Source organism: Micromonospora sp. A200, from assembly GCF_029893845.1.
Classification (GTDB): domain Bacteria; phylum Actinomycetota; class Actinomycetes; order Mycobacteriales; family Micromonosporaceae; genus Micromonospora; species Micromonospora purpureochromogenes.
Genome location: NZ_JARXXY010000029.1, coordinates 63,228 through 81,025 on the forward strand (window position 1 = coordinate 63,228; position 17,798 = coordinate 81,025).

The window sequence follows — 17,798 nt, forward strand, 5'->3', positions numbered from 1 at the left end:
GTCCCCGACACCGGGGCGTCGGGAACCCGCATCCACCCCGTGCCGAGGGCCAAGAGGAGACAACATGTCGTATCCGCCGAACACGCCGGCCGAGCGGGCACTGTGGAGCGCCGTGGTGGCCGGGGTCCGCGCGGCCGGCGCATCGGATCGGGCGGGTTTCGAGGCGGCGGTCAGCCGTTTGCAACGCCTCCCCCGGCCGTGGGCGGACCAGGTCCTCGACCACACCGCCGAACTTCTGGCCGAGGAACTCGGCCCGCCCGGGTCTGTCCACTGGCCGCTCACGGTGCCGCCCGGTGCCGCGCTCGCGCCGTGGGCACGGGCGGACCCGAGTCTGCTCGCCCTCCTCTCCCGGCACGACCACGGACGACCGGCGGCGGCGCCCGGTGGCCCGGAGGAGACGACGCGTCGGCTGCTGTTGCTCACCCACCTGGCCCTCGTGGCGCAGGTCGGGGTCGGCGCCTTTCTCGATGTGGCCCTGGTCGGCGCCGGCCGGTCCTCCCGGCCGCCGTCCGGACTGGTCCCGCACTGCCGGCTCGGACGTTGACCGACGACCCGTCCCACCGCGGTGAGGTCGGCAATTGGCGCGACGCTGGCGTCCTACTCGTTGGGCTTCCTCGTCTCGGTCAGCGCGGCCATCCCGCTGCCACGCCTGCTCCTCCCGTCCCCCGGGCGCGTTCAGGCGTCGCTCCCGCGCGTAGCGTGATCGGCGGGATCCCCGTCAGCTTCCATCGAGCGCCGCAGCCGTCGCGCCCACCGTGCTCTGAATCAGGTCATGGCCCAGGTCGAAGCGGATACCGTCCGGGTTCGTGAGGTCTGCTTCGGCGTACCAGGACTTGTCGGCCTCGGGGTGGGGGCCCACGAGCCCCACCCGTCCGGCGCCGAAGGTAGTGACGACGGCTGCGGCTGCGCCGGTGTCATAGGTCGCGAGCACGCTGCCCGGCACCCCCGGCCGCAGCTTCAGCGTCGGCCCGTCCTGAAAGAACAGGTACCGCAACTGGCCGCGCCACCGGACCCGGATCACCGTGTCCTCGACGCTGTCGACGCCCGCCCCGTCGGTGCCGATGTACTGGCCGACCTTCCCATTGAACAGCGCGAAGCCGGGGTCGGCGGCGGCCAGATACGCCCCCAGGCAGAAGCCGAGGTAGTGCCCGCCGCCGTGAACGAAGTCCCGGATCTCCTCGGCGTGGTCACGCAGCCTTCGCCAAGCCGGGTTGACGCTGCCGCCGCCGGGTTGGGCGTAGACCACCGCCTCGGCCAGCGTGCTCCGCGAGATCTGCCGCTGCTCATCCGGACCGCAGTACTCGGTGCGAAACGGCCTCGGTGCACCGCGCAGGAGGGCGGCCACCGCCTCAGCGCAGCCGGAGCAGGCGGCCGGCCCCCGGTAGACCAGCGCCAGCGGCCCTTCGCGGTCCCTGGAGACTGCCGACACACCAGCCCACCCCAGGGCGGCCAGGGTGCCGACTGCGCCAAACCCGACCATGAGGCGCCGCCGGTTCATTCTCCGCGTCTCGCCGAGCAGCAGCCCCGAGCTGCTTCGTCTCATGTCGCTCCGCTCCCGGTCAGCCGCTGGGCCATCTGGTCGGTTGCCGGTCAACCGGGTGGTCGCCTGCGCGTGGCGCCTCTTCCCAGTAACTCGACATGCGGGCGCGGTAGGACCCACCTCTCCGGATGGCCAGTCGACGAGCGCCGCGGGACAGCACCGCCGTGAGCCCTTCCAGCGGACCACGACCCGCGGTGGCTGACCAGGCGGTCCCGAGCAGCAGGATGGCCAGGACCTGCGCGAGGTATCCGGTCATGGGCTCGAAGGAATCGAGTTCGGAGTTGATGAACATGATGTGCGCGGTGTAGAGCGTCAGGGTCATGCTGCCGGCCGCGGCCAGGGGAATCAGCAGGACGCGGATCACCAGCCGCGGGGAGGGCCGTGCGACGCGGCCGGCGAGCAGCAGGACGGCGAGCAGGGCGATTGCGCTCCCGGTCGTGCCGACCAGGTCGAGAGGTGTGCTGGTGTGCGGCGCGTCGACCGCGAGCCACCACCACGTCGAGGTGGGCGTGCTGCCGTCTCCGCCCAACGTGAGGAGTGCCGTTGTCTCAGCCGTGGTCAGCCCGCTCTTCGGCTGGGTGAACCAGATCTGCCGCAAGCCCTCGTACCGGTCGAGCAGTATCGACGACGCCACCGGTGCCGCAGCGGCGAGCGCGACGCCGGTGATGAGCAACCCGAGGACAACCTTCATCCTGGTCAGGATCAGCCGCCCGATGACCAGGCCGGCACACAGGTACGCCAGCCACGTCATCGCCGGGAACTCCCCCGTCACCGCCAGTTCGGTGAGCAGCGCGCCGGCGTCGTCGACCAGATGAGCGAACGCCGGGTTGTCGTAGGTCGGTTCCGGCAGCTGCGGCAGTAGGATCTGGCGGAGCGCGGGACTTCCGGCGGCAACGACCACGCAGGTGACCGCCACCAACCACGTGGGCAGGAACACCAGCGGGATCGCCAGCAGGAACATCACCGCGTAGTACGGCAGGATGACTGACGCCAGGGACGCGTCGGTGTAGCCCAGCGCCAACCCGATCGCGCCGATGACAAGTGCCCGGACGACGAGCGCCGCCACCGGACCCGAGCCGGCGGTCAGGCGGACCCGCCGTCGATCGGTCATGAACGCGACACCGACCCCGGCCAGCACCGCGAACAGAGCGGCCGCGCGACCGCCGAAGATCGTGAACGACCAGGTCGATCGCCCCGCGGCATCAGATTGGTACAGCGAATGCACGGCGATCATGCCGAGCAGCGCGATTCCCCGGGCGGCGTCCACGCCGAGCAGCCGGGATCGCCTGGCCGGCCGGGGTGTCGCCGCGGGCGCACCGCCGCTGGCGCGGTAGACGGTGCCACGGCTGCGGTTCGCGGTCTGGGTCATGGCCTCATCACAGTCTCGATCAGGTCGGAGCCGAGATCGGTGCCGAGCCCGTCGGCGACTCGCAACCCTGCGTCGATGTACCAGTCATCGGTGGCTTCGGGGTGCGGGCCGACAACACCGACCCGGCCCGCACCGAAGCGGGTGACCATCGCGGCGATCGTGCCGTTGGGATAGGTCGCGAGCACCTCGGCTTCAGCGTCCGGGCGCAGCCAGAAGTACGGGCCGTCCTGAAAGAAGAGCGTCCGCCCCTGGCCGCGCCAGGAGACCTGGACGAGGGTGTTCTTCTCGGAGTCGACGGTGGCGGCGGCGGAGGCGATGTACTGGTCGGTGTCCCCGGGCAGGAGCGCGAAGCCGGGGGTGGCCCCGGCTAGGTAGCCGCCGAGGCAGATCCCGAGATACCTCCCGCCGGAGCGGACGAACTGCTGGATCTCGGCGCGGTGGCGCTTCAGGTGCCGGTAGCCGCGCTTGAGGGTGCCGCCGCCGGGCTGTGCGTAGAGCGCCGCCCCGGCGAGGGCCTGGTGGCTCAGCGACAGGTCCTCGTCCGGGCCGACGTACCGGATCTCGAAGCCCCACCGGCTGGACTTGAGCAACGCCGCCACCGCCTCGGGGCAACCGGGCAGCGTCGCCGGCCCCCGATAGATCAGTGCGACCGGTGGTTCCGTCAGCTCGGGTAGCGGCGAGCGGATCGTCAGGCCCCGGCCCACGAGTGCCCGGCCGCCGGTGGCGAGCAGACGACCGAATCTTCCCGAGGCCATCACGACCTCGCGGGCAGCGGGTTGTCGAGAGTCAGCGCCGTACAGCGGACTCCACCGCCACCCTTGGCGAGCTCGGTCGTGTCGAGTTCGACGACCCGCAGGCCGCGGGCCCGCAGCGCGGCGGCCAGTCGCGGGGCACCCTTGGTCATGGTCACGGTGGTGCCGTCACCGACCAGGTTGAGGGCGAAGCGAGCCGCCTCCTCGACGCAGACCTCGATCAGGTCCATGCCGAGTCCGCGCAGCCGGTGGCGGCTCGGCTCATCGAGGGCCTCCGGGCAGTAGGCGAGTGTCCGCCCGGGCTCGACGACCGCGACCGCCAGGTCGAGGTCGTACCACCGTGGGCTGACCGTCCGCAGCGGCACCACCTCGTAGCCCAACTCCCGCGCGAGCACGGCGTGCATCCGCCGGTCGGTCCGCTGTCCGTAGCCGGCGAGCAGCAGGTCGCCGCAAGCCAGGGCGTCGCCCTGCCCGCTGAACGGGTACGGCGCCTCCAGGACCTCGAAGTCGTGGTTGATCAGCCACTCCTGGAAGTAGGGCATCTCGGCCTTGCGCTCGGGTGGCGGTGTTCCCAACACGGCCCGATCGCCCCGCACCAGCGCGGAGTTCGCCGTGAAGACCATGTCCGGGCACTCCGGCGCGGACGCCACGTACTCGATGCGGCGACCCGCCGCTCGGTGCGCGGCGATGATGCCCTCGTGCTCGGCAACCGCCGCAGCCTGATCGGGCTGCACCTCGGTGTGCATGTACGGGTTGATCTCGTAGTCGACCCGGAAGTGAGCGGCGTCGGAAACCAGCAGTGCCTTGTTCATTGAGCGCTTTCCCTCGATGACTGGACGATGGACGGAATGGGCTGCCGCGGCGCAGTGCGCGCCGCGGCCATCCGGCGCGGCATCAGGCCGCCCGAAGTTCGGTGGTGTCGCGGGTGAGCACCCCTTGGGCGGGGATCCCGCGCCATCGGGTAGCGGGAGTCAGGTGTTCGCCCTTCATCAGGAGCGAGAGCGACTCCAGGCTGACGTCGTCGCCGACGACGGCGTCGTAGAGCACGATGGCGCGGGTGCCGATGGTGGCGCCGGCGCCGACGGTGACGACGGACATCTTCATCACCCGGTCCTCGAACAGGTGGGTCTGCAGCGACACCTCGGTGCCGACAGTCGCGTCGTCGCCAATCTCGACCAGGTCGAACTCGGTGAGGTAGGTGGTGCCGATCCAGGTGCGTCTGCCGACGCGGACCCCGAACCAGCGCAGCACCGGCGGCAGGAACGGCGTGCCGACCAGGAGCCCGACGCCGGCGGGAACCGCCGCGGCCTCATAGAGGCCGGTCACGAACTCGGTGCGCCGGACGAAACCGCTCCACAGTGGTTCCACTCGCGGGCGGTAGGCGCCGATGACGTTGCGCTTGGTCGCCGCGCAGAAGGCGATCACGGCGATGCTCGACGCCATCGCGACGAAGGGCGACACCAGCGCCGGCACGAGCAGGTCCCGGCCGTTGGCGAGCCAGGAGAGCGCCAGGAGGTAAAGGTAGAAGCTGACGCCGAGCACCGATGCGGGCAGGGTGGCACGGAAGAACTCGACGAACAGCCGACGGGCCACCATCTTGCGCGGCGGGCGGAAGGTCTCCTCCTCCGAGAAAGAGCCGCTACTCTGGCGCACCGGCAGGTGCATCGCCGGTGAGCCCAACCAGGACGTACCTTCCGGGACGCCGCCGTCGGGGGGCAGCGTGCCGACGCCGAGCAGGGAACCGTCGCCCATCACGGTGCCGGCCGGTACGAACGCGGCGTTCCCGACGAAGGCCCGGCTGCCGACCGTGGTGGGCAGGAACGCCACGCGGCCGTTGGCAAACGTCGCGGCGCCGAGGCTGGCCATGTCCGCGACGAAGCTCTCCTTGCCCAGGGTGAGCAGGTCCGGGTCCAGGTGCGCGGCGGTCGAAACCTCGGCGCCGGGACCGACCCGGGCACCGAGCAGTCGCAGCCAGGGCCCGGTGTAGAGGGTCGCGTAGAGCGAGTTGGTGAACATGAGGCTGGACTCGAGCAACTTGTCAGCAATCCACTTGCGCACGCCGAGCATCGAGTGCGCCCGGTGGTAGAGGCCGACCGGCACCCGCGGCAGCACGAGGCGTTTGCCCGTCGCGACCAGCGCACAGACGGTGAGTACGTAGACGATGCCGGCCGGAATGGTCGCGACCAGGCCGGCCAGCAGCCCTCGGGTCAGCAGGACCCACCAGACCAGCGCCACGCTGGGCAGCACCATCGCGATCGCCCCGAGTTCGAGGCCGATCAGGCCGGCCAGGGCGGCGGCAACGTGGTGCGGGCGCCAGCCACGCCGCAGGGGGCGGTAGCTGAGCATGGATTCCACGGTGGGGGTCAGCCGGCGAGTCGGGGCCGGCGGTGAACCTGCCCAACGCGCTCCGGGTGGTACCGCCTCGCCATGGACGAGGACGGACTGCTCGCCGAGGCCGGCGCGCGCCCCGACCGAAGCGCCGGGCTCGAGGACCGCGTTCGCCCCGACGAAGGCACCCTGGCCGACCGTGATCGGCCCGACGACCACCCAGCCGTCCTCCGCCCGCCACGGGCGCAGCGAGACGCCGTACCCGATGGAGGCGTCCCGCCCGATGGTGATCAGCGTCGGCAGGCTGATTGCGCTGGTCGCGATCGTGCTCCGGCAGCCGATCCTGGCGCCGAGCAGCCGCAGGTAGGCCGCCATCAGCGGAGAACCGCTGAGTACCGGCATGGGCCCGACCGCCAGCAGCGTGTTCAACGCCCACAGCCGGACGTAGGTGGGTCCCCACAGGCGATACCGGCCGGGCCGGATGCCCGCGGCCAACGGCCGGGCGAGCAGCACCGGCAGCACCCAGCGCACGCCGAGGTAGCTGAGCAGGATCGCGACCATCAACTCGGCGAGGACGCGGGCCGACACGAAACCGTTGTTGCGGGTGTAGACGTAGGAGACGGGCAGCGTGACGGCCAGCAACAGCAGGTAGATCACGGCCCCCTGGCCGGAGCCGGCCAGCGCGACCCGCCGGCTGCTGTGCCGCAGCGGGGTGGGGCGGGGCGGAGCGGTCGGCCCTCCCACCCGCTGGGCGGCGGCGAGACGAGCTGCCATACCCCGTACGGTCGGATTGGCGTACAGGTCCCGGATCGCCGGGCTCACGCCGATCTTCCGGGAGCGCAGCAGCGACACCACCCGCGCCGCGAGCAGCGAATGCCCCCCGAGGTCGGTGAAGAAGTCCGCCTCGACCGAGAGCGCCTCGGGCTCGATGCCGAACGCCTCCGCCCACGCCGCACGGACCTGCTCCTCCAGCTCGCCCTCAGCGGCGACGACCGGGCCGGTGGAGCGGGTGAGGCGACATCGCGGTGCGGGCAGGCGTTTTCGGTCGACCTTTCCGCTCGCCATGGTGGGCAGCGCGGTCACGACGTCCAGAAAGGACGGCACCATGTAGGCGGGAAGTCGGGTCTGCAGGGTCTGGCAGAGCCGGCCGGTCAACTCCTCCCACCCGCGCTCCGCGCAGTCGAGCGGAACGACGTACGCGGCCAGCTCGCGGGGGCCGTCCGGGCCGTCGACGACCGGAACGAGCGCCGCCACGGCCTCGGCCACACCCGCGTCCTCCAGCAGCACGCTCTCGATCTCACCGAGATCCACCCGATGGCCACGGATCTTGACCTCCGAGTCCGCCCGGCCGAGGTACTCGATCTCGCCGTCCTCGGTGAGCCGACCCAGGTCCCCCGTGCGGTACAGCCGACTGCCGGGCGGAGCCAACGGATGCTCGATGAACCGGTCGGCGGTCAGGTCGGGGCGTCCGATGTAACCGCGTGCCACGCCGGGGCCGCCGATGCAGATCTCGCCGACCTCGCCGTCGGCGATCGGCCGTCGCTCCTCGTCCAGCAGCACCACCGAGTAGGTCGGCAGGGGCCGCCCGATGGTGACCGTGCGTCCGGGGAGCAGCTCAGCCCAGGTCGCGGTGACCGTGGCCTCGGTCGGCCCGTAGGTGTTGAGGATCCGCCGGCCGGGCCGACTCCACCGCTCGACCAGCTGCGCCGGGCACGCCTCCCCGCCCACGAGTAGGTTACGGATCCGGGGCAGGTCGCGGGGAATCGTGGCCAGCAGGGTGGGCACGCAGTAGAGAACCGTGATGCAGGCCTCGTCCAGGAAGTCCGCCAGCTCCACTCCGAGGCGGCGGGAGTCGTTGGGACCGGCTACCAGCGTCGCGCCCACCGACCAGGTCGGCCAGATCTCCTCGATCGCGAAGTCGAACGCGATCGTCATGCCCTGGTAGACACGGTCGCTCGGGCGCACGTCGTACACACCCGGAACCACGTCCAGGAAGTTGCAGATGCTCGACTGCGCCACCTCCACACCCTTCGGCCGGCCGCTGGACCCGGAGGTGTAGATCACGTAGGCGTTGGGATCCTGGATGTCGTCACGCCCGAGGTCCGGCCGGTCGCTCGGCGCCGCGGCGAGTTCGGCGGCGCACTCGTCGAGCACCAGAGCGCGCCGGTCGCCCACCCGATCGGCGAGTTCGGAGAAGGTCAACACCAGGTCGACGTCGGAATCCTCGGCGATGTAGGCGACCCGGTCGGGCGGCGACTCGGGATCGATCGGCACGAACGCGGCGCCGGCCTTTCCCACGCCCAGCAACGCCACGTACGTCTCGACCGAGCGCTGTAGCAGGATGGCCACCCGAGCGCCGCTCGCGACGCCGAGAGCCCGCAGGTGATGAGCCAGCCGGTTGGCGCGTTCGTCCAGGTCACGGTAGGTCAACGACGCGCTGCCACATTCAAGAGCGACGGCCAACGGATTCCGGTCGCACGCCGATTCGAACACGTGGTGCAGACGCCGCGTGCCCGTGACGCCGCCTGTGTCCCGCCGTCCGCTCGGCGAATCGACGGTTGGCGAGCCCACGGGCAGGCGGGCGTCTGCGTCCGGAAGATGCTCCGGCAGCTGCGGTGACATGGACGTGCTGATGGCCTCTACCTGCTGCACGGAACCGCATACCTCCTGCGCCGACCACGCCTGAACCACCTGTGCCATGCAGCGATGCTGTCCAGACTCCGGCCGCTCAGCAGCAGAGGTGCACAGGGGTGTGCGACAGATCGGTCCACGGCATACGCCCATAAAGGCGACATCTGCCGCAACTCCGGCAAGGCGTCATGAAGGTAGCAAGCATCCTCATCCGGCGTTGGCAAGAATCGCTGATTGAGGCCCCAGTTAGTCGCCAGCGCCGCGGGTGAGGAAGCTGCGGGCCGGCGGCGCGGCGGTCCGGCGAGCAGGTCAGGGCAGTGATGACCTCAGCGCGGCCGGAGTGGATCTTCCCGTTCGCCGGCCACCCGCCCGGTTCCGCCGGCTGGTCCGCCTGGTCGCCGAACGCGGCGGGGGCGCCGACGGCCGACCGGCCCGCCCGGGGCTGGTAGCCACGTACCGGCGCACCAACCAGACCATGCGCCAGATCGGACCCTCTTCGGCGTCTCGGTTGATGGGCCGTACGTCTTCTTTGCGCAGGCCCGGGGGTGGCCGCACAAGCCACTCCCGATTCCGCAGCGGCCTCACCGTCAGGGACTCGCTCGCCAGGATCGTCCCGGAGTGGCCGGAGGAGAGTCTTGAGCGCGCCCGAGGGGCGCGCGAGGCTGGGCGATGTCACGGCGCGGCAGCGCGCGCCTACCCACCACATCCCGAGCCGACCATCTGCGGCTGCTGCAAGGCGGCGGGCCGGTCACGGCCACGCGCAGCAGCTTCGATGGCCGCGACAGCTACTACCACCTGGATCTGGGTCGCTGTGCAAATGCCCTGGCCGATACCGGCGCCGTGGCCCGCACCGCAATACCCCCGGTAGACCTGCGACGCGCGCCCCGCGTCGGCGTGCTGTTCGTCTGCACAGGCAACAGCGCCCGCTCACCGATCGCCGAGGCCCGGCTACGCCAGCGCACCGGCGGCCAGGTCGAGGTGGCCAGCGCCGGCAGCGGCCCGAGCCCCGCCATCATCCCCACGCCATACTGGTGCTATCTGACGAGTTCGGCATCGACATCACCGGCCAGCGCCCCCGGCACTTGCACACAGTGACAAGCCGCCGGTTCGACTACGTGATCAGCCTGTGCGACAAGGCCCGCGAGGCCTGCCCCGACTTCCCGGACCATCCCCGGCGGGTGCACTGGAGCATCCCCGACCCCGTCACGGCCGGCAACACCGACCAGACCAGCTACCCCGCCTTCCAGCACACCGCGACCGACACCGACACCCACGTCAGGCACCTGCTGCCCGTGCTCACCGCCACCCGCACTTGAAGGAGATTCAGTCGTGACAGCATCCGACCAGTACGCGAATGTCCGTTACCTCGTTGATGACGTCCAGACGGCCGTCGACTTCTACACCACCCATCTCGGCTTCACCCTGAACACCAGCGCCGCGCCCGCGTTCGCTGACGTGCTGCGCGGCCCGCTGCGGCTGCTGCTGTCCGGGCCAGCCAGTTCCGGCGCCCGCGCCACCCCCAACGACGCCACCAGCCCGGGCCACAACCGCATCCACCTCATCGTTGACGACCTGGACACGGAGGTCGACCGGCTCCGTGGGGCGGGGCTGTCGTTCCGCAGCGAGCCGGTCTCCGGTCCCGGCGGGCGGCAGATCCTGCTCGCCGACCCCGCCGGCAACCTGATCGAGCTGTTCCAACCCGCTCACCAGTCCCCCGCCACGCCGACCACCTGACCGCAGCCCGCCGTGAAAGGATCCGCCGGGGTTCGTGCCGGTTGTGGAGAGGCTTGGTCAGCCGGTCAGCCGGTCAGCCGGTCAGCCGGTGTGGCGGGAGCGGGCCAGATTCAGCCCGCCGAGGCCCATGGCGATCAGCCCCACCACCAGGGCCACGAAGCCGCCGACTATTCCGCCGCCGGTACCGGGACCACCATCGGCGCCGGCCACAACCAGCCCGCCGATGACCGCGGCGGCCAGCCCCGCAGCCAGGGCCATGATGGCCTCCCGCTTCCCGGTGCCGGTGCCGATACGACCGGCCGATCGGGCCAGAGCCAGCCCACCGATGACCACGCCGACCAGCCCCAGCAGCGCGGCCACCAGGGACCAGAAACGCCCGGCGGTCAAGGTGTAGGAACTGGCGGCGGCTGACTCGACCACGACGTGCGCGGCCGACGATGTGGCAGGCCCGAAATCTCCGAGCACGGCGGCTTCGGCGGCGGCAAGCAGGTGACGGACGGACATGAGGTGCTCCTTCTCCTCTGACGACTGGACGCCGCCTGATCCTGTCCGCTGGACCCACCGCCGGTCGTCCTGCAGGCGCAGGCAATTCGCGCTGCCGCCGATGCCGTAGCCGGCTGCCACGGATGCCGTAGGCGCCGCGAAGGTACTGCGGGCGCGGTATACAGCCACTCGTCCGCGAGCGGGATTCGCTTGCAGCAGCGTCCGGCTAGGGTGCGCCCATGGACAGAGGACGGTTCGGTGTCCCGGCCGGGGTCCGAGACTGGGCGATCGCCGTCGGCGTGGCGGCGGCGCTGCTGGTCGCCGGGCTGTCCGGGCAGCGGTCCGCCACGAACGTCGACCTGCTCGGCTACGCGCTGTTGGCGGCGGGTGGTCTGGCGCTGGCCGCGCGTCGCCGGGCTCCGGTTCCCGTGCTGGCCGTGACCGGGTTGTGCGCGGCGGGTTACCAGGCGGCCGGTTTCGACGTACCTGCCGTCGCGTATCTGTTCGCGGTGTACGCGGCCGTGCGGGCGGGGCACCGCATCATCACGGTGGCGGCGAGCGTGACCCTGCTGGCCGCTCTCCCCCTGGCGGCCCTGGCGTCGGGCCTGCACGACACGGGTGAGGCGTTCGCGCAGGCCCGAGGCGCCCTCGAAATCGCCTGGCTGATCGCTGCCGGCGCCGCCGGGGAGGCGCTGCGGCAGGCCGAGCGGCGGGCGGACGAAGCCGAGCGCACCCGGGAGGAGACCGCACGGCGTCGCGCCGATGAGGAGCGGCTGCACATCGCGCGGGAGCTGCACGATTCGCTCACCCACCAGATCTCGGTCATCAAGGTGCAGGCCGAAGTCGCCGTCCACCTGGCCCGCAAGCGGGGTGACCCGGTGCCGGAGGCCCTGCTGGCGATCCGGGAGGCCGGTCGTGAGGCGGCCCGGGAGCTGCGAGCGACTCTGGAGGCGCTGCGCGACGACGACACCACCCCGCCGCACGGGCTCGACCACATCCCGGAGCTGGTGGAGCGGGCTGGCAGGACCGGCCTGGAGGCGACGCTGACGATCGAGGGACAGCGGCACGACGTGCCGGCCGCGGTGGGCCGGACCGCCTACCGGATCGTTCAGGAGTCGCTGACCAACATCGCCCGTCACGCCGCCGCGGGTACCGCGTCGGTCCGGATCGACTGCCGTCCCGACGTCCTCGCCATACAGGTCGATGACGACGGCAAGGCCACGCCGGACACCGCACCGATGCCCGGCGTCGGGCTGCTCGGGATGCGCGAACGAGTCACCGCCCTCGGCGGCCGCCTGCGCGCGGAACCGCGCAGTGAGGGCGGGTTCACCGTCCGGGCCGAACTCCCCGTGGACCAGACATCATGATCCGGGTCCTGCTGGTCGACGACCAGCCGCTCATTCGCAGCGGGTTCCGCGCGCTCCTCGACGTCGAGGACGACATCGAGGTGGTGGCCGAGGCCGCCGACGGGAGCGAGTGCCTGGCGCTGGCCAGGGAACACCTGCCCGACATCGCGCTCATCGACATTCAGATGCCGGTCGTCAACGGCATCGAGGCGACCCGGCGCATCGCCGCGGACCCGACCCTGGCCGGGGTACACGTCGTCATCCTGACCAACTACGGCCTGGACGAATACGTCTTCAACGCGCTGCGCGCCGGCGCGGCCGGATTCCTCGTCAAGGACATCGAACCGGAAGACTTCCTCCATTCCGTACGCGTCGCCGCGCGCGGCGACGCGCTGCTCGCACCGTCGATCACCCGCCGGCTGATCAACCGGTGCGTCAACCAGCCGCTGCACACCGCCGCCGACACCGGGCTGGACGAGCTGACCAGCCGCGAACGCGAGGCCGTCGCACTTGTCGCTCAGGGCCTGTCCAACGACCAGATCGCCGGACGCATGGTGATCAGCCCGCTGACCGCGAAAACCCACATCAACCGAGCCATGACCAAGCTCCACGCCCGCGACCGCGCCCAACTCGTGGTCCTCGCCTATGAATCCGGCCTGGCAACCCCGCGCAACTCCTGACATCGCGTCCGGGGCGGTCAGGAAACCGCGGCCTTCACCAGCTCGACGACCTTCTTCTCCACCGCGGGGCTCCACTTCTGCAGCGCGTACGCCACCGGCCACAGGTCTCCGTCGTCGAGGTTGGCCGTGTCCTGGAAGCCCAGGGTCGAGTACCGGTAGTTGAACTTGCCCGAGTCCTGGAAGAAGACGACAACCTTGCCGTCCGCGTTCACGTAGGCAGGCATCCCGTACCAGGTCTTTGGCGACAGCTCCGGGGCGGCAGCGGTCACCGTCACATGCACACGCTCGGCGAGCGCACGATCTTCCGGCGCCATCTGCGCGATCCTGTCGAGGAGCGCCTGCAGCCCCTCGGCCTTCTTGGTCCCCTTCTTGCCCTCGGCGCGCAACTCGGCGGCGCGCTCCTTCATCGCGGCACGCTCCTCAGCGCTGAAGCCGTCGGACACGGTGGTGGAATTCTTCGCGGACACTCTAGGGCTCCCTCTGCCGTAAAGGTTCGGCGTGATGCCGGCTACCTGGGAAAAGGCTAGGGCCCGGCGACACCCTGCCGCTTCTCGATTCCTGATCAGATGGCCGGCCAGCGCCGCCGGGCGGCGCGGCAACCGCGGACGGGCCGAAGCCTGGTCCAGAGGGCCATTCACCCGGCACCAGCGCTCGGGACGGGCACCTCCAGGACACGTCCTAGCGGGCCGCCCGCTTGTGGAACGAGTGCTTGGCCCACAGGTAGGACAGCAGCGAGATCACCGCGCACCAGCCCAGCGCGATTGGCGCGCTGTTCCCGATTCCCGAGCCGAGCAGCAGTCCGCGCAGCGTCTCGGTCACCGGCGTGAACGGCTGATGGTCGGCGAACCACCGCAGGCCGGCGGGCATGGTGTCGGTGGGCACGAAACCGCTGCCCAGGAACGGTAGGAGAATCAGGAACATCGGCAGGTTGCTGGCGGTCTCGACGCTGTCGCTGACGAGGCCGAGCGCGACCGACAGCCAGATCAGTGCGAACGCGATCGCGGCGAGCATGCCGGCGACGGCGAGCCACTCGACCGGGGCGGCGGTGGGACGGAAGCCGATGGCCAGTGCGACGCCGAGCATGACGGCGATGCAGAGCATGGTCTGTATCAAGCTGCCGAGGACGTGTCCGGTCAGGACGGATGCCCGGGAGATGGCCATGGTGCGGAAGCGGTCGACGATGCCTTCGGTCATGTCCATCGCGATCGAGATGGCGGTTCCCTGGGCGGCCCCCGACACGGCGAACAGCAGCATGCCGGGAACCAGGTAGTTGATGTAGGCGCCGCGGTCGCCGCTCCCGCCGCCTGGTAGTCCGGCGCCGAGGGTCCCGCCGAACACGTAGACGAACAGCAACAGCATGACAACGGGGAGACCGATCAGCATCCCGGTCAACGAGGGGTAGCGCTGGATGTGGCGGATCTGTCGGCGGAGCATGGTCGCCGAGTCGGTCAGGGTGTAGGCAAGGCTGGTCATCGGTGTCCCTCGGTGAGTTCGTGTCCTGCGGCGGCGGGCGTGGGCGTGCCGGTGAAGGCGAAGAAGACGTCGTCCAGGTCGGGGGTGTGGATCGAGAGCTGGTCGACCTCGACGTGTGCGTCGTCGAGCCGGTCGAGCACGGCCCGCAGTGAGCGGACGTCGCCATCGCTGGGGATCTGCAGGGTGAGGGCGACGTCGTCGCGCTGGGCGACGGTGAGTGTGCGGGCGGCGGTGTGCAGCGCGGTGGGGTCGGCGAAGCGCAGCAGGATGTGTCCGCCGGGGATGCGGCGCTTGAGTTCGTCGGGGGTGCCCTCGATGACGATGCGGCCGTGGTCGAGTAGGGCGATGCGGTCGGCGAGCTGGTCGGCTTCGTCGAGGTACTGGGTGGTCAGGAACACCGTGACGCCCTCGGCGACGAGTCCGCGGATGATCTGCCACATCGCGTGCCGGCTGCGGGGGTCGAGGCCGGTGGTGGGTTCGTCGAGGAAGATCAGCCGCGGGTCGCCGACCAGGGTCATCGCCAGGTCGAGACGGCGACGCATGCCCCCGGAGTAGACGGAGGCGGGCCTGCTCGCCATCTCACCGAGGTCGAAACGGTCTATCAGCTGGGCGGAGCGGCGTCTGCCCTCGGTACGGCCGAGGTGGTGCAGGTCGGCCATCAGTCTGAGGTTTTCCTCGCCGGTGAGGAGGTTGTCGACGGCGGAGAACTGGCCGGTCACACCGATCGCCGCCCGTACTCCGTCGGGCTGCTTGGTGAGGTCGTGGCCGGCGACGCGGATCGAACCGGCGTCGGCGGGCACCAGGGTGGACAGGATCCGCACCATGGTGGTCTTGCCCGCGCCGTTGGGTCCGAGCAGCGAGAAGACCGTTCCCTCGGTGACCATGAGATCGATGCCGTCCAGGACGACCTTGTCCCCGAACGTCTTGCGCAGGCCGGACACCGAGATGGCCGGCCGCGTCGCGGTCGTTACCGCCATTGCTTCCTCCACTGATCAAGGGCTGTGCACGGATACGGAGGCGCGCGTCATCGCCGGTCAGGCCGCACGGGCCGGACCGGGGTACGAAGGTGCGCGTCATCCCCGGCACGGGCGGGACGCCCGCGACCGGTCAGACAGTTGGTGGGATGTTCAGGAGCGGTGGATCGCGATGTCGCCGAAGGCGGTGCGAGCCCGCACCTCGGCCTTCTCGTCGCTGTCGGCGGGACCGGCGGCGGCGTCCAGGGCGTTGCGAACCTTGCCGAACTGGGTGTGCAGGTCGAGCCGGGCTGCGGTACCACGCCGGATCCCGACCTGGATGCGCCCGGCCGCGGTGCGCAACGTGGCCGATCCGCGGACCACTTCACCGATGCGGATGTCACCGTTGGCGGTGTTGGCCGTGACCGAGGCGGCGGCGTGCTCGGCGGCGACGTGGCCGTTCGCGGCATTGACCCGCAGCTCGCCACCCGCCTCGCCGATCCACGTGTCGCCGTTGCCGTTCTTCAGTACGGCGCGACCGCCGACGGCGCGGACGCTGAGCTTGCCGGAGCCGGTGGTGACCTCGGCGTCGCCTGCCACGTTCTCGGCGATGGCCGCGCCGAAGCCGGTGTGGAGGCTGAGTTTGCCGGTGTCCTCGACCTGCAGGTCGCCGGCGCCGGTCTTGAGACGGCAGTCGGCCAGCGAGCCGGAGCAGCTGATGGCACCGACGCCCAGCTTCCCGTCCACGCCGGAACCAGCCGGTAGGTCGATGGTCACCTCGACCGAGCCGGTCCTGCCGAAGATGCCGAAGCCGGGTTGCCTGGGGCCGCGGACCACGAGGCGGCCGGAGGCGTACTCCACACGGGTTTGCGCCGCTGCGCGCACATCGCGGTCGTCGGTCTCGTCGGCCGGCCGCACCTGCACGACGGTGTCGGTTCGCGGACCGGCGGTGAGTCGCACCTCGCCGGCGACGAGTTCGACCGATGCCGAAATCGGTCCGGGGGTGTCGAAGGATGGCATGGTGCTCCCCTCTCGGGTAGTCGATGGGGCCGGCGCTGCTAGCGCACCCAGCCGGTGAAGCGCTGACCGCCGGTGGCGACGCCGGATCGCCGGGGGGCGTCGGCCCGGTGCTGGCTGTCGATGTCGACGGCAGCGGCTGCCGCCCGGATCAGCCAGGTATTGATCGAGACGCCGGCGCGGCCGGCCGCCTGCTCGACGCGCGCCTTGAGGTGCTCCGGCAGGCGCAGGCTGATCCGCACGGTCGCCTCGTCCTCGCCGTCCGCGGGTGGCTGCGGCACCGGATTCGGCGGGGCCGCCGCTGCCGCCTCTGCGTCGTCGGCCCATTGCTCGACGGGCGGTGGCGTCACGACGAAGCTGGGCTCCCGGTCACGCAGGCGCAGGTCAACCGAACCGGGCGCGAGATCGCGGGTGATCTCGGTGGCCGCTTCGGAAAGCGCGTCCAGCAGGGCGAGCCGGACCGCGGACTCCAGCGGTGCGGTGAGCCGCTCGGCCAGTTCCCGGGCATCGTCACCGCCTGCGGCGGCGGCTACCGCGAGCTGATGCCGGATCGCGTCGACGTAAGCGCGAAGTTCCATGACGCCAGCATGGCATCATTTTGATGCCATGCGCAAGCAGAGTGATGCCATCGCGCGCAGTTTCCGTTCGAACCGTGCCGAGTGTGGGTCGCGGCCGGGCAGCCGGCAGCCCAGCATCTGCGCCTGCGGCGCGAAGCGAGTGATCTGACGGCGGGTAGACGGAAGTGTCAGCGAAGTGACGTGGTCTGGCGAGCTCAGTCTCCGGTGGAACCGGCAGCCTCGATGATCGAGACGGGAGTGCCAAGTTCGACGGTACGGGAGACGGTGCACAGTCGTTCGTGCGACTGCTGCAGCGACCGGGGCAGCGCCTCGCGCGCCCTGTCGCCGTCCGCGCCCACCGGGAACGTCACGGTGAACTCGACCCTGAGGTTCTGCATCCGGTTTCCTCCGGCCTCGTCCCGGATCTTGTCGCCAGTGACTTCGACGGAGAACTGGGTCGGCTCTGCGCGGCGGCTGGTGATGTGGTCCACGTCTATCGCGGTGCAGCCGCCGATGGCCGCCAGCAGCAGTTCCACCGGCGTGAAGCTGGCGTCCTCGCCCGTGCCCATCGACAGCGATCCGCCGCGGACATTCCGCGCGACGTACTTCCCCACGCTGGTGCGCTCGATCTCCACCGAGCGGAAGGTGTCCTCACTCATGACAGCGAAACTACCGAGGCCTTCTGGTCCCGAGCCATCAGCCTGGCCGGCTGATCGGCCCATCCTCGACCGTCGGGACCGCAGACCAGGACAGCGTCGACCAGAAGTGCCGCGCCGGCGAGAGCGGATCCCGTAGCTAGTGCGGTGTCCACTAACGTTCGCCGGGTTGGCTGCTGCCGGGTTTGTCGTACCCGTGGGGTTGGGTGTGGTTGTGCCTCGTCGTCGGGATCCCACCGCGCCTCGGGTGGTGTATCGCACGGCTCGTGTAGCTCTGCG

Annotated in this window: 16 protein-coding genes and 2 pseudogenes; 6 read left to right on the forward strand and 12 right to left on the reverse strand. The window is 70.7% G+C overall.

Features of this window, described 5'->3' with window-relative positions; all coding sequences use genetic code 11:
- Positions 1–64: 64 nt before the first annotated feature.
- A complete protein-coding gene (locus M2302_RS24670; protein ID WP_280840230.1) occupies positions 65–544 on the forward strand; it encodes a hypothetical protein in 480 nt (159 codons plus the stop codon).
- A 174-nt stretch (positions 545–718) separates the two neighbouring features.
- Here the strand turns inward: M2302_RS24670 and M2302_RS24675 are convergent, their stop codons facing one another.
- The 5 genes from M2302_RS24675 to M2302_RS24695 all read right to left on the reverse strand — a co-directional run bounded on the left by M2302_RS24675 (position 719) and on the right by M2302_RS24695 (position 8,773).
- Positions 719–1,543 carry a BPL-N domain-containing protein gene (locus M2302_RS24675; RefSeq protein ID WP_280840231.1) on the reverse strand — a complete coding sequence of 275 codons (825 nt, stop codon included), beginning with the start codon at positions 1,541–1,543 and terminating at the stop codon, positions 719–721.
- A 16-nt stretch (positions 1,544–1,559) separates the two neighbouring features.
- Positions 1,560–2,909 carry a heparan-alpha-glucosaminide N-acetyltransferase domain-containing protein gene (locus M2302_RS24680; protein ID WP_280840232.1) on the reverse strand — a complete coding sequence of 450 codons (1,350 nt, stop codon included), beginning with the start codon at positions 2,907–2,909 and terminating at the stop codon, positions 1,560–1,562.
- Positions 2,906–3,664, reverse strand: coding sequence for a BPL-N domain-containing protein (locus tag M2302_RS24685; RefSeq protein WP_280840233.1), 759 nt, complete (start codon positions 3,662–3,664; stop codon positions 2,906–2,908). Before M2302_RS24685 ends, M2302_RS24680 begins: the two co-directional genes overlap by 4 nt.
- Positions 3,664–4,473, reverse strand: a complete 810-nt coding sequence (locus tag M2302_RS24690; RefSeq protein ID WP_280840234.1) for an arginine deiminase-related protein — start codon at positions 4,471–4,473, stop codon at positions 3,664–3,666. Before M2302_RS24690 ends, M2302_RS24685 begins: the two co-directional genes overlap by 1 nt.
- 82 nt (positions 4,474–4,555) lie before the next feature.
- Positions 4,556–8,773, reverse strand: coding sequence for a Pls/PosA family non-ribosomal peptide synthetase (locus tag M2302_RS24695; protein WP_348529447.1), 4,218 nt, complete (start codon positions 8,771–8,773; stop codon positions 4,556–4,558).
- A 167-nt stretch (positions 8,774–8,940) separates the two neighbouring features.
- Here M2302_RS24695 and M2302_RS24700 point away from each other — a divergent pair.
- The 3 genes and pseudogenes from M2302_RS24700 to M2302_RS24710 all read left to right on the forward strand — a co-directional run.
- Positions 8,941–9,127 (forward strand): annotated as a pseudogene (locus tag M2302_RS24700) (IS5/IS1182 family transposase); the annotation flags it as partial.
- 162 nt (positions 9,128–9,289) lie between these two features.
- Positions 9,290–9,936 (forward strand): annotated as a pseudogene (locus M2302_RS24705) (arsenate reductase ArsC).
- Positions 9,937–9,949: 13 nt separating this feature from the next.
- Positions 9,950–10,354, forward strand: a complete 405-nt coding sequence (locus M2302_RS24710) for a VOC family protein (protein ID WP_280840235.1) — start codon at positions 9,950–9,952, stop codon at positions 10,352–10,354.
- Positions 10,355–10,435: 81 nt separating this feature from the next.
- Here M2302_RS24710 and M2302_RS24715 read toward each other — a convergent pair whose 3' ends face one another.
- Positions 10,436–10,978 (reverse strand): DUF6223 family protein, encoded by a 543-nt coding sequence (locus tag M2302_RS24715; RefSeq protein WP_280840236.1) that lies wholly within the window; start codon positions 10,976–10,978, stop codon positions 10,436–10,438.
- Between the two features lie 98 nt (positions 10,979–11,076).
- Here M2302_RS24715 and M2302_RS24720 point away from each other — a divergent pair, with 98 nt between their 5' ends.
- Together M2302_RS24720 and M2302_RS24725 are read left to right on the forward strand one after the other, a co-directional pair.
- The gene (locus M2302_RS24720) at positions 11,077–12,204 is read left to right on the forward strand and encodes a histidine kinase (RefSeq protein ID WP_280840237.1); all 1,128 of its coding nucleotides are present in this window, start codon (positions 11,077–11,079) and stop codon (positions 12,202–12,204) included.
- The gene (locus tag M2302_RS24725; RefSeq protein ID WP_280840238.1) at positions 12,201–12,863 is read left to right on the forward strand and encodes a response regulator transcription factor; all 663 of its coding nucleotides are present in this window, start codon (positions 12,201–12,203) and stop codon (positions 12,861–12,863) included. The genes M2302_RS24720 and M2302_RS24725 overlap by 4 nt, the downstream gene beginning before the upstream one ends.
- Before the next feature lie 17 nt (positions 12,864–12,880).
- Here the strand turns inward: M2302_RS24725 and M2302_RS24730 are convergent, their stop codons facing one another.
- The 6 genes from M2302_RS24730 to M2302_RS24755 form a co-directional block, all read right to left on the reverse strand.
- Complete coding sequence (locus tag M2302_RS24730) at positions 12,881–13,330, reverse strand: hypothetical protein (RefSeq protein ID WP_280840239.1); 450 nt, start codon at positions 13,328–13,330, stop codon at positions 12,881–12,883.
- Between the two features lie 211 nt (positions 13,331–13,541).
- Positions 13,542–14,336 (reverse strand): ABC transporter permease, encoded by a 795-nt coding sequence (locus M2302_RS24735; RefSeq protein ID WP_280840240.1) that lies wholly within the window; start codon positions 14,334–14,336, stop codon positions 13,542–13,544.
- Positions 14,333–15,313, reverse strand: a complete 981-nt coding sequence (locus M2302_RS24740; protein ID WP_280840241.1) for an ATP-binding cassette domain-containing protein — start codon at positions 15,311–15,313, stop codon at positions 14,333–14,335. Before M2302_RS24740 ends, M2302_RS24735 begins: the two co-directional genes overlap by 4 nt.
- A 150-nt stretch (positions 15,314–15,463) precedes the next feature.
- A complete protein-coding gene (locus M2302_RS24745) occupies positions 15,464–16,309 on the reverse strand; it encodes a DUF4097 family beta strand repeat-containing protein (RefSeq protein ID WP_280840242.1) in 846 nt (281 codons plus the stop codon).
- A 38-nt stretch (positions 16,310–16,347) separates the two neighbouring features.
- Entirely contained in the window at positions 16,348–16,884 is a 537-nt protein-coding gene (locus M2302_RS24750; protein ID WP_280840243.1) for a hypothetical protein, read from the reverse strand.
- 194 nt (positions 16,885–17,078) lie between these two features.
- Complete coding sequence (locus M2302_RS24755; RefSeq protein ID WP_280840244.1) at positions 17,079–17,522, reverse strand: OsmC family protein; 444 nt, start codon at positions 17,520–17,522, stop codon at positions 17,079–17,081.
- Positions 17,523–17,798 lie beyond the last annotated feature (276 nt).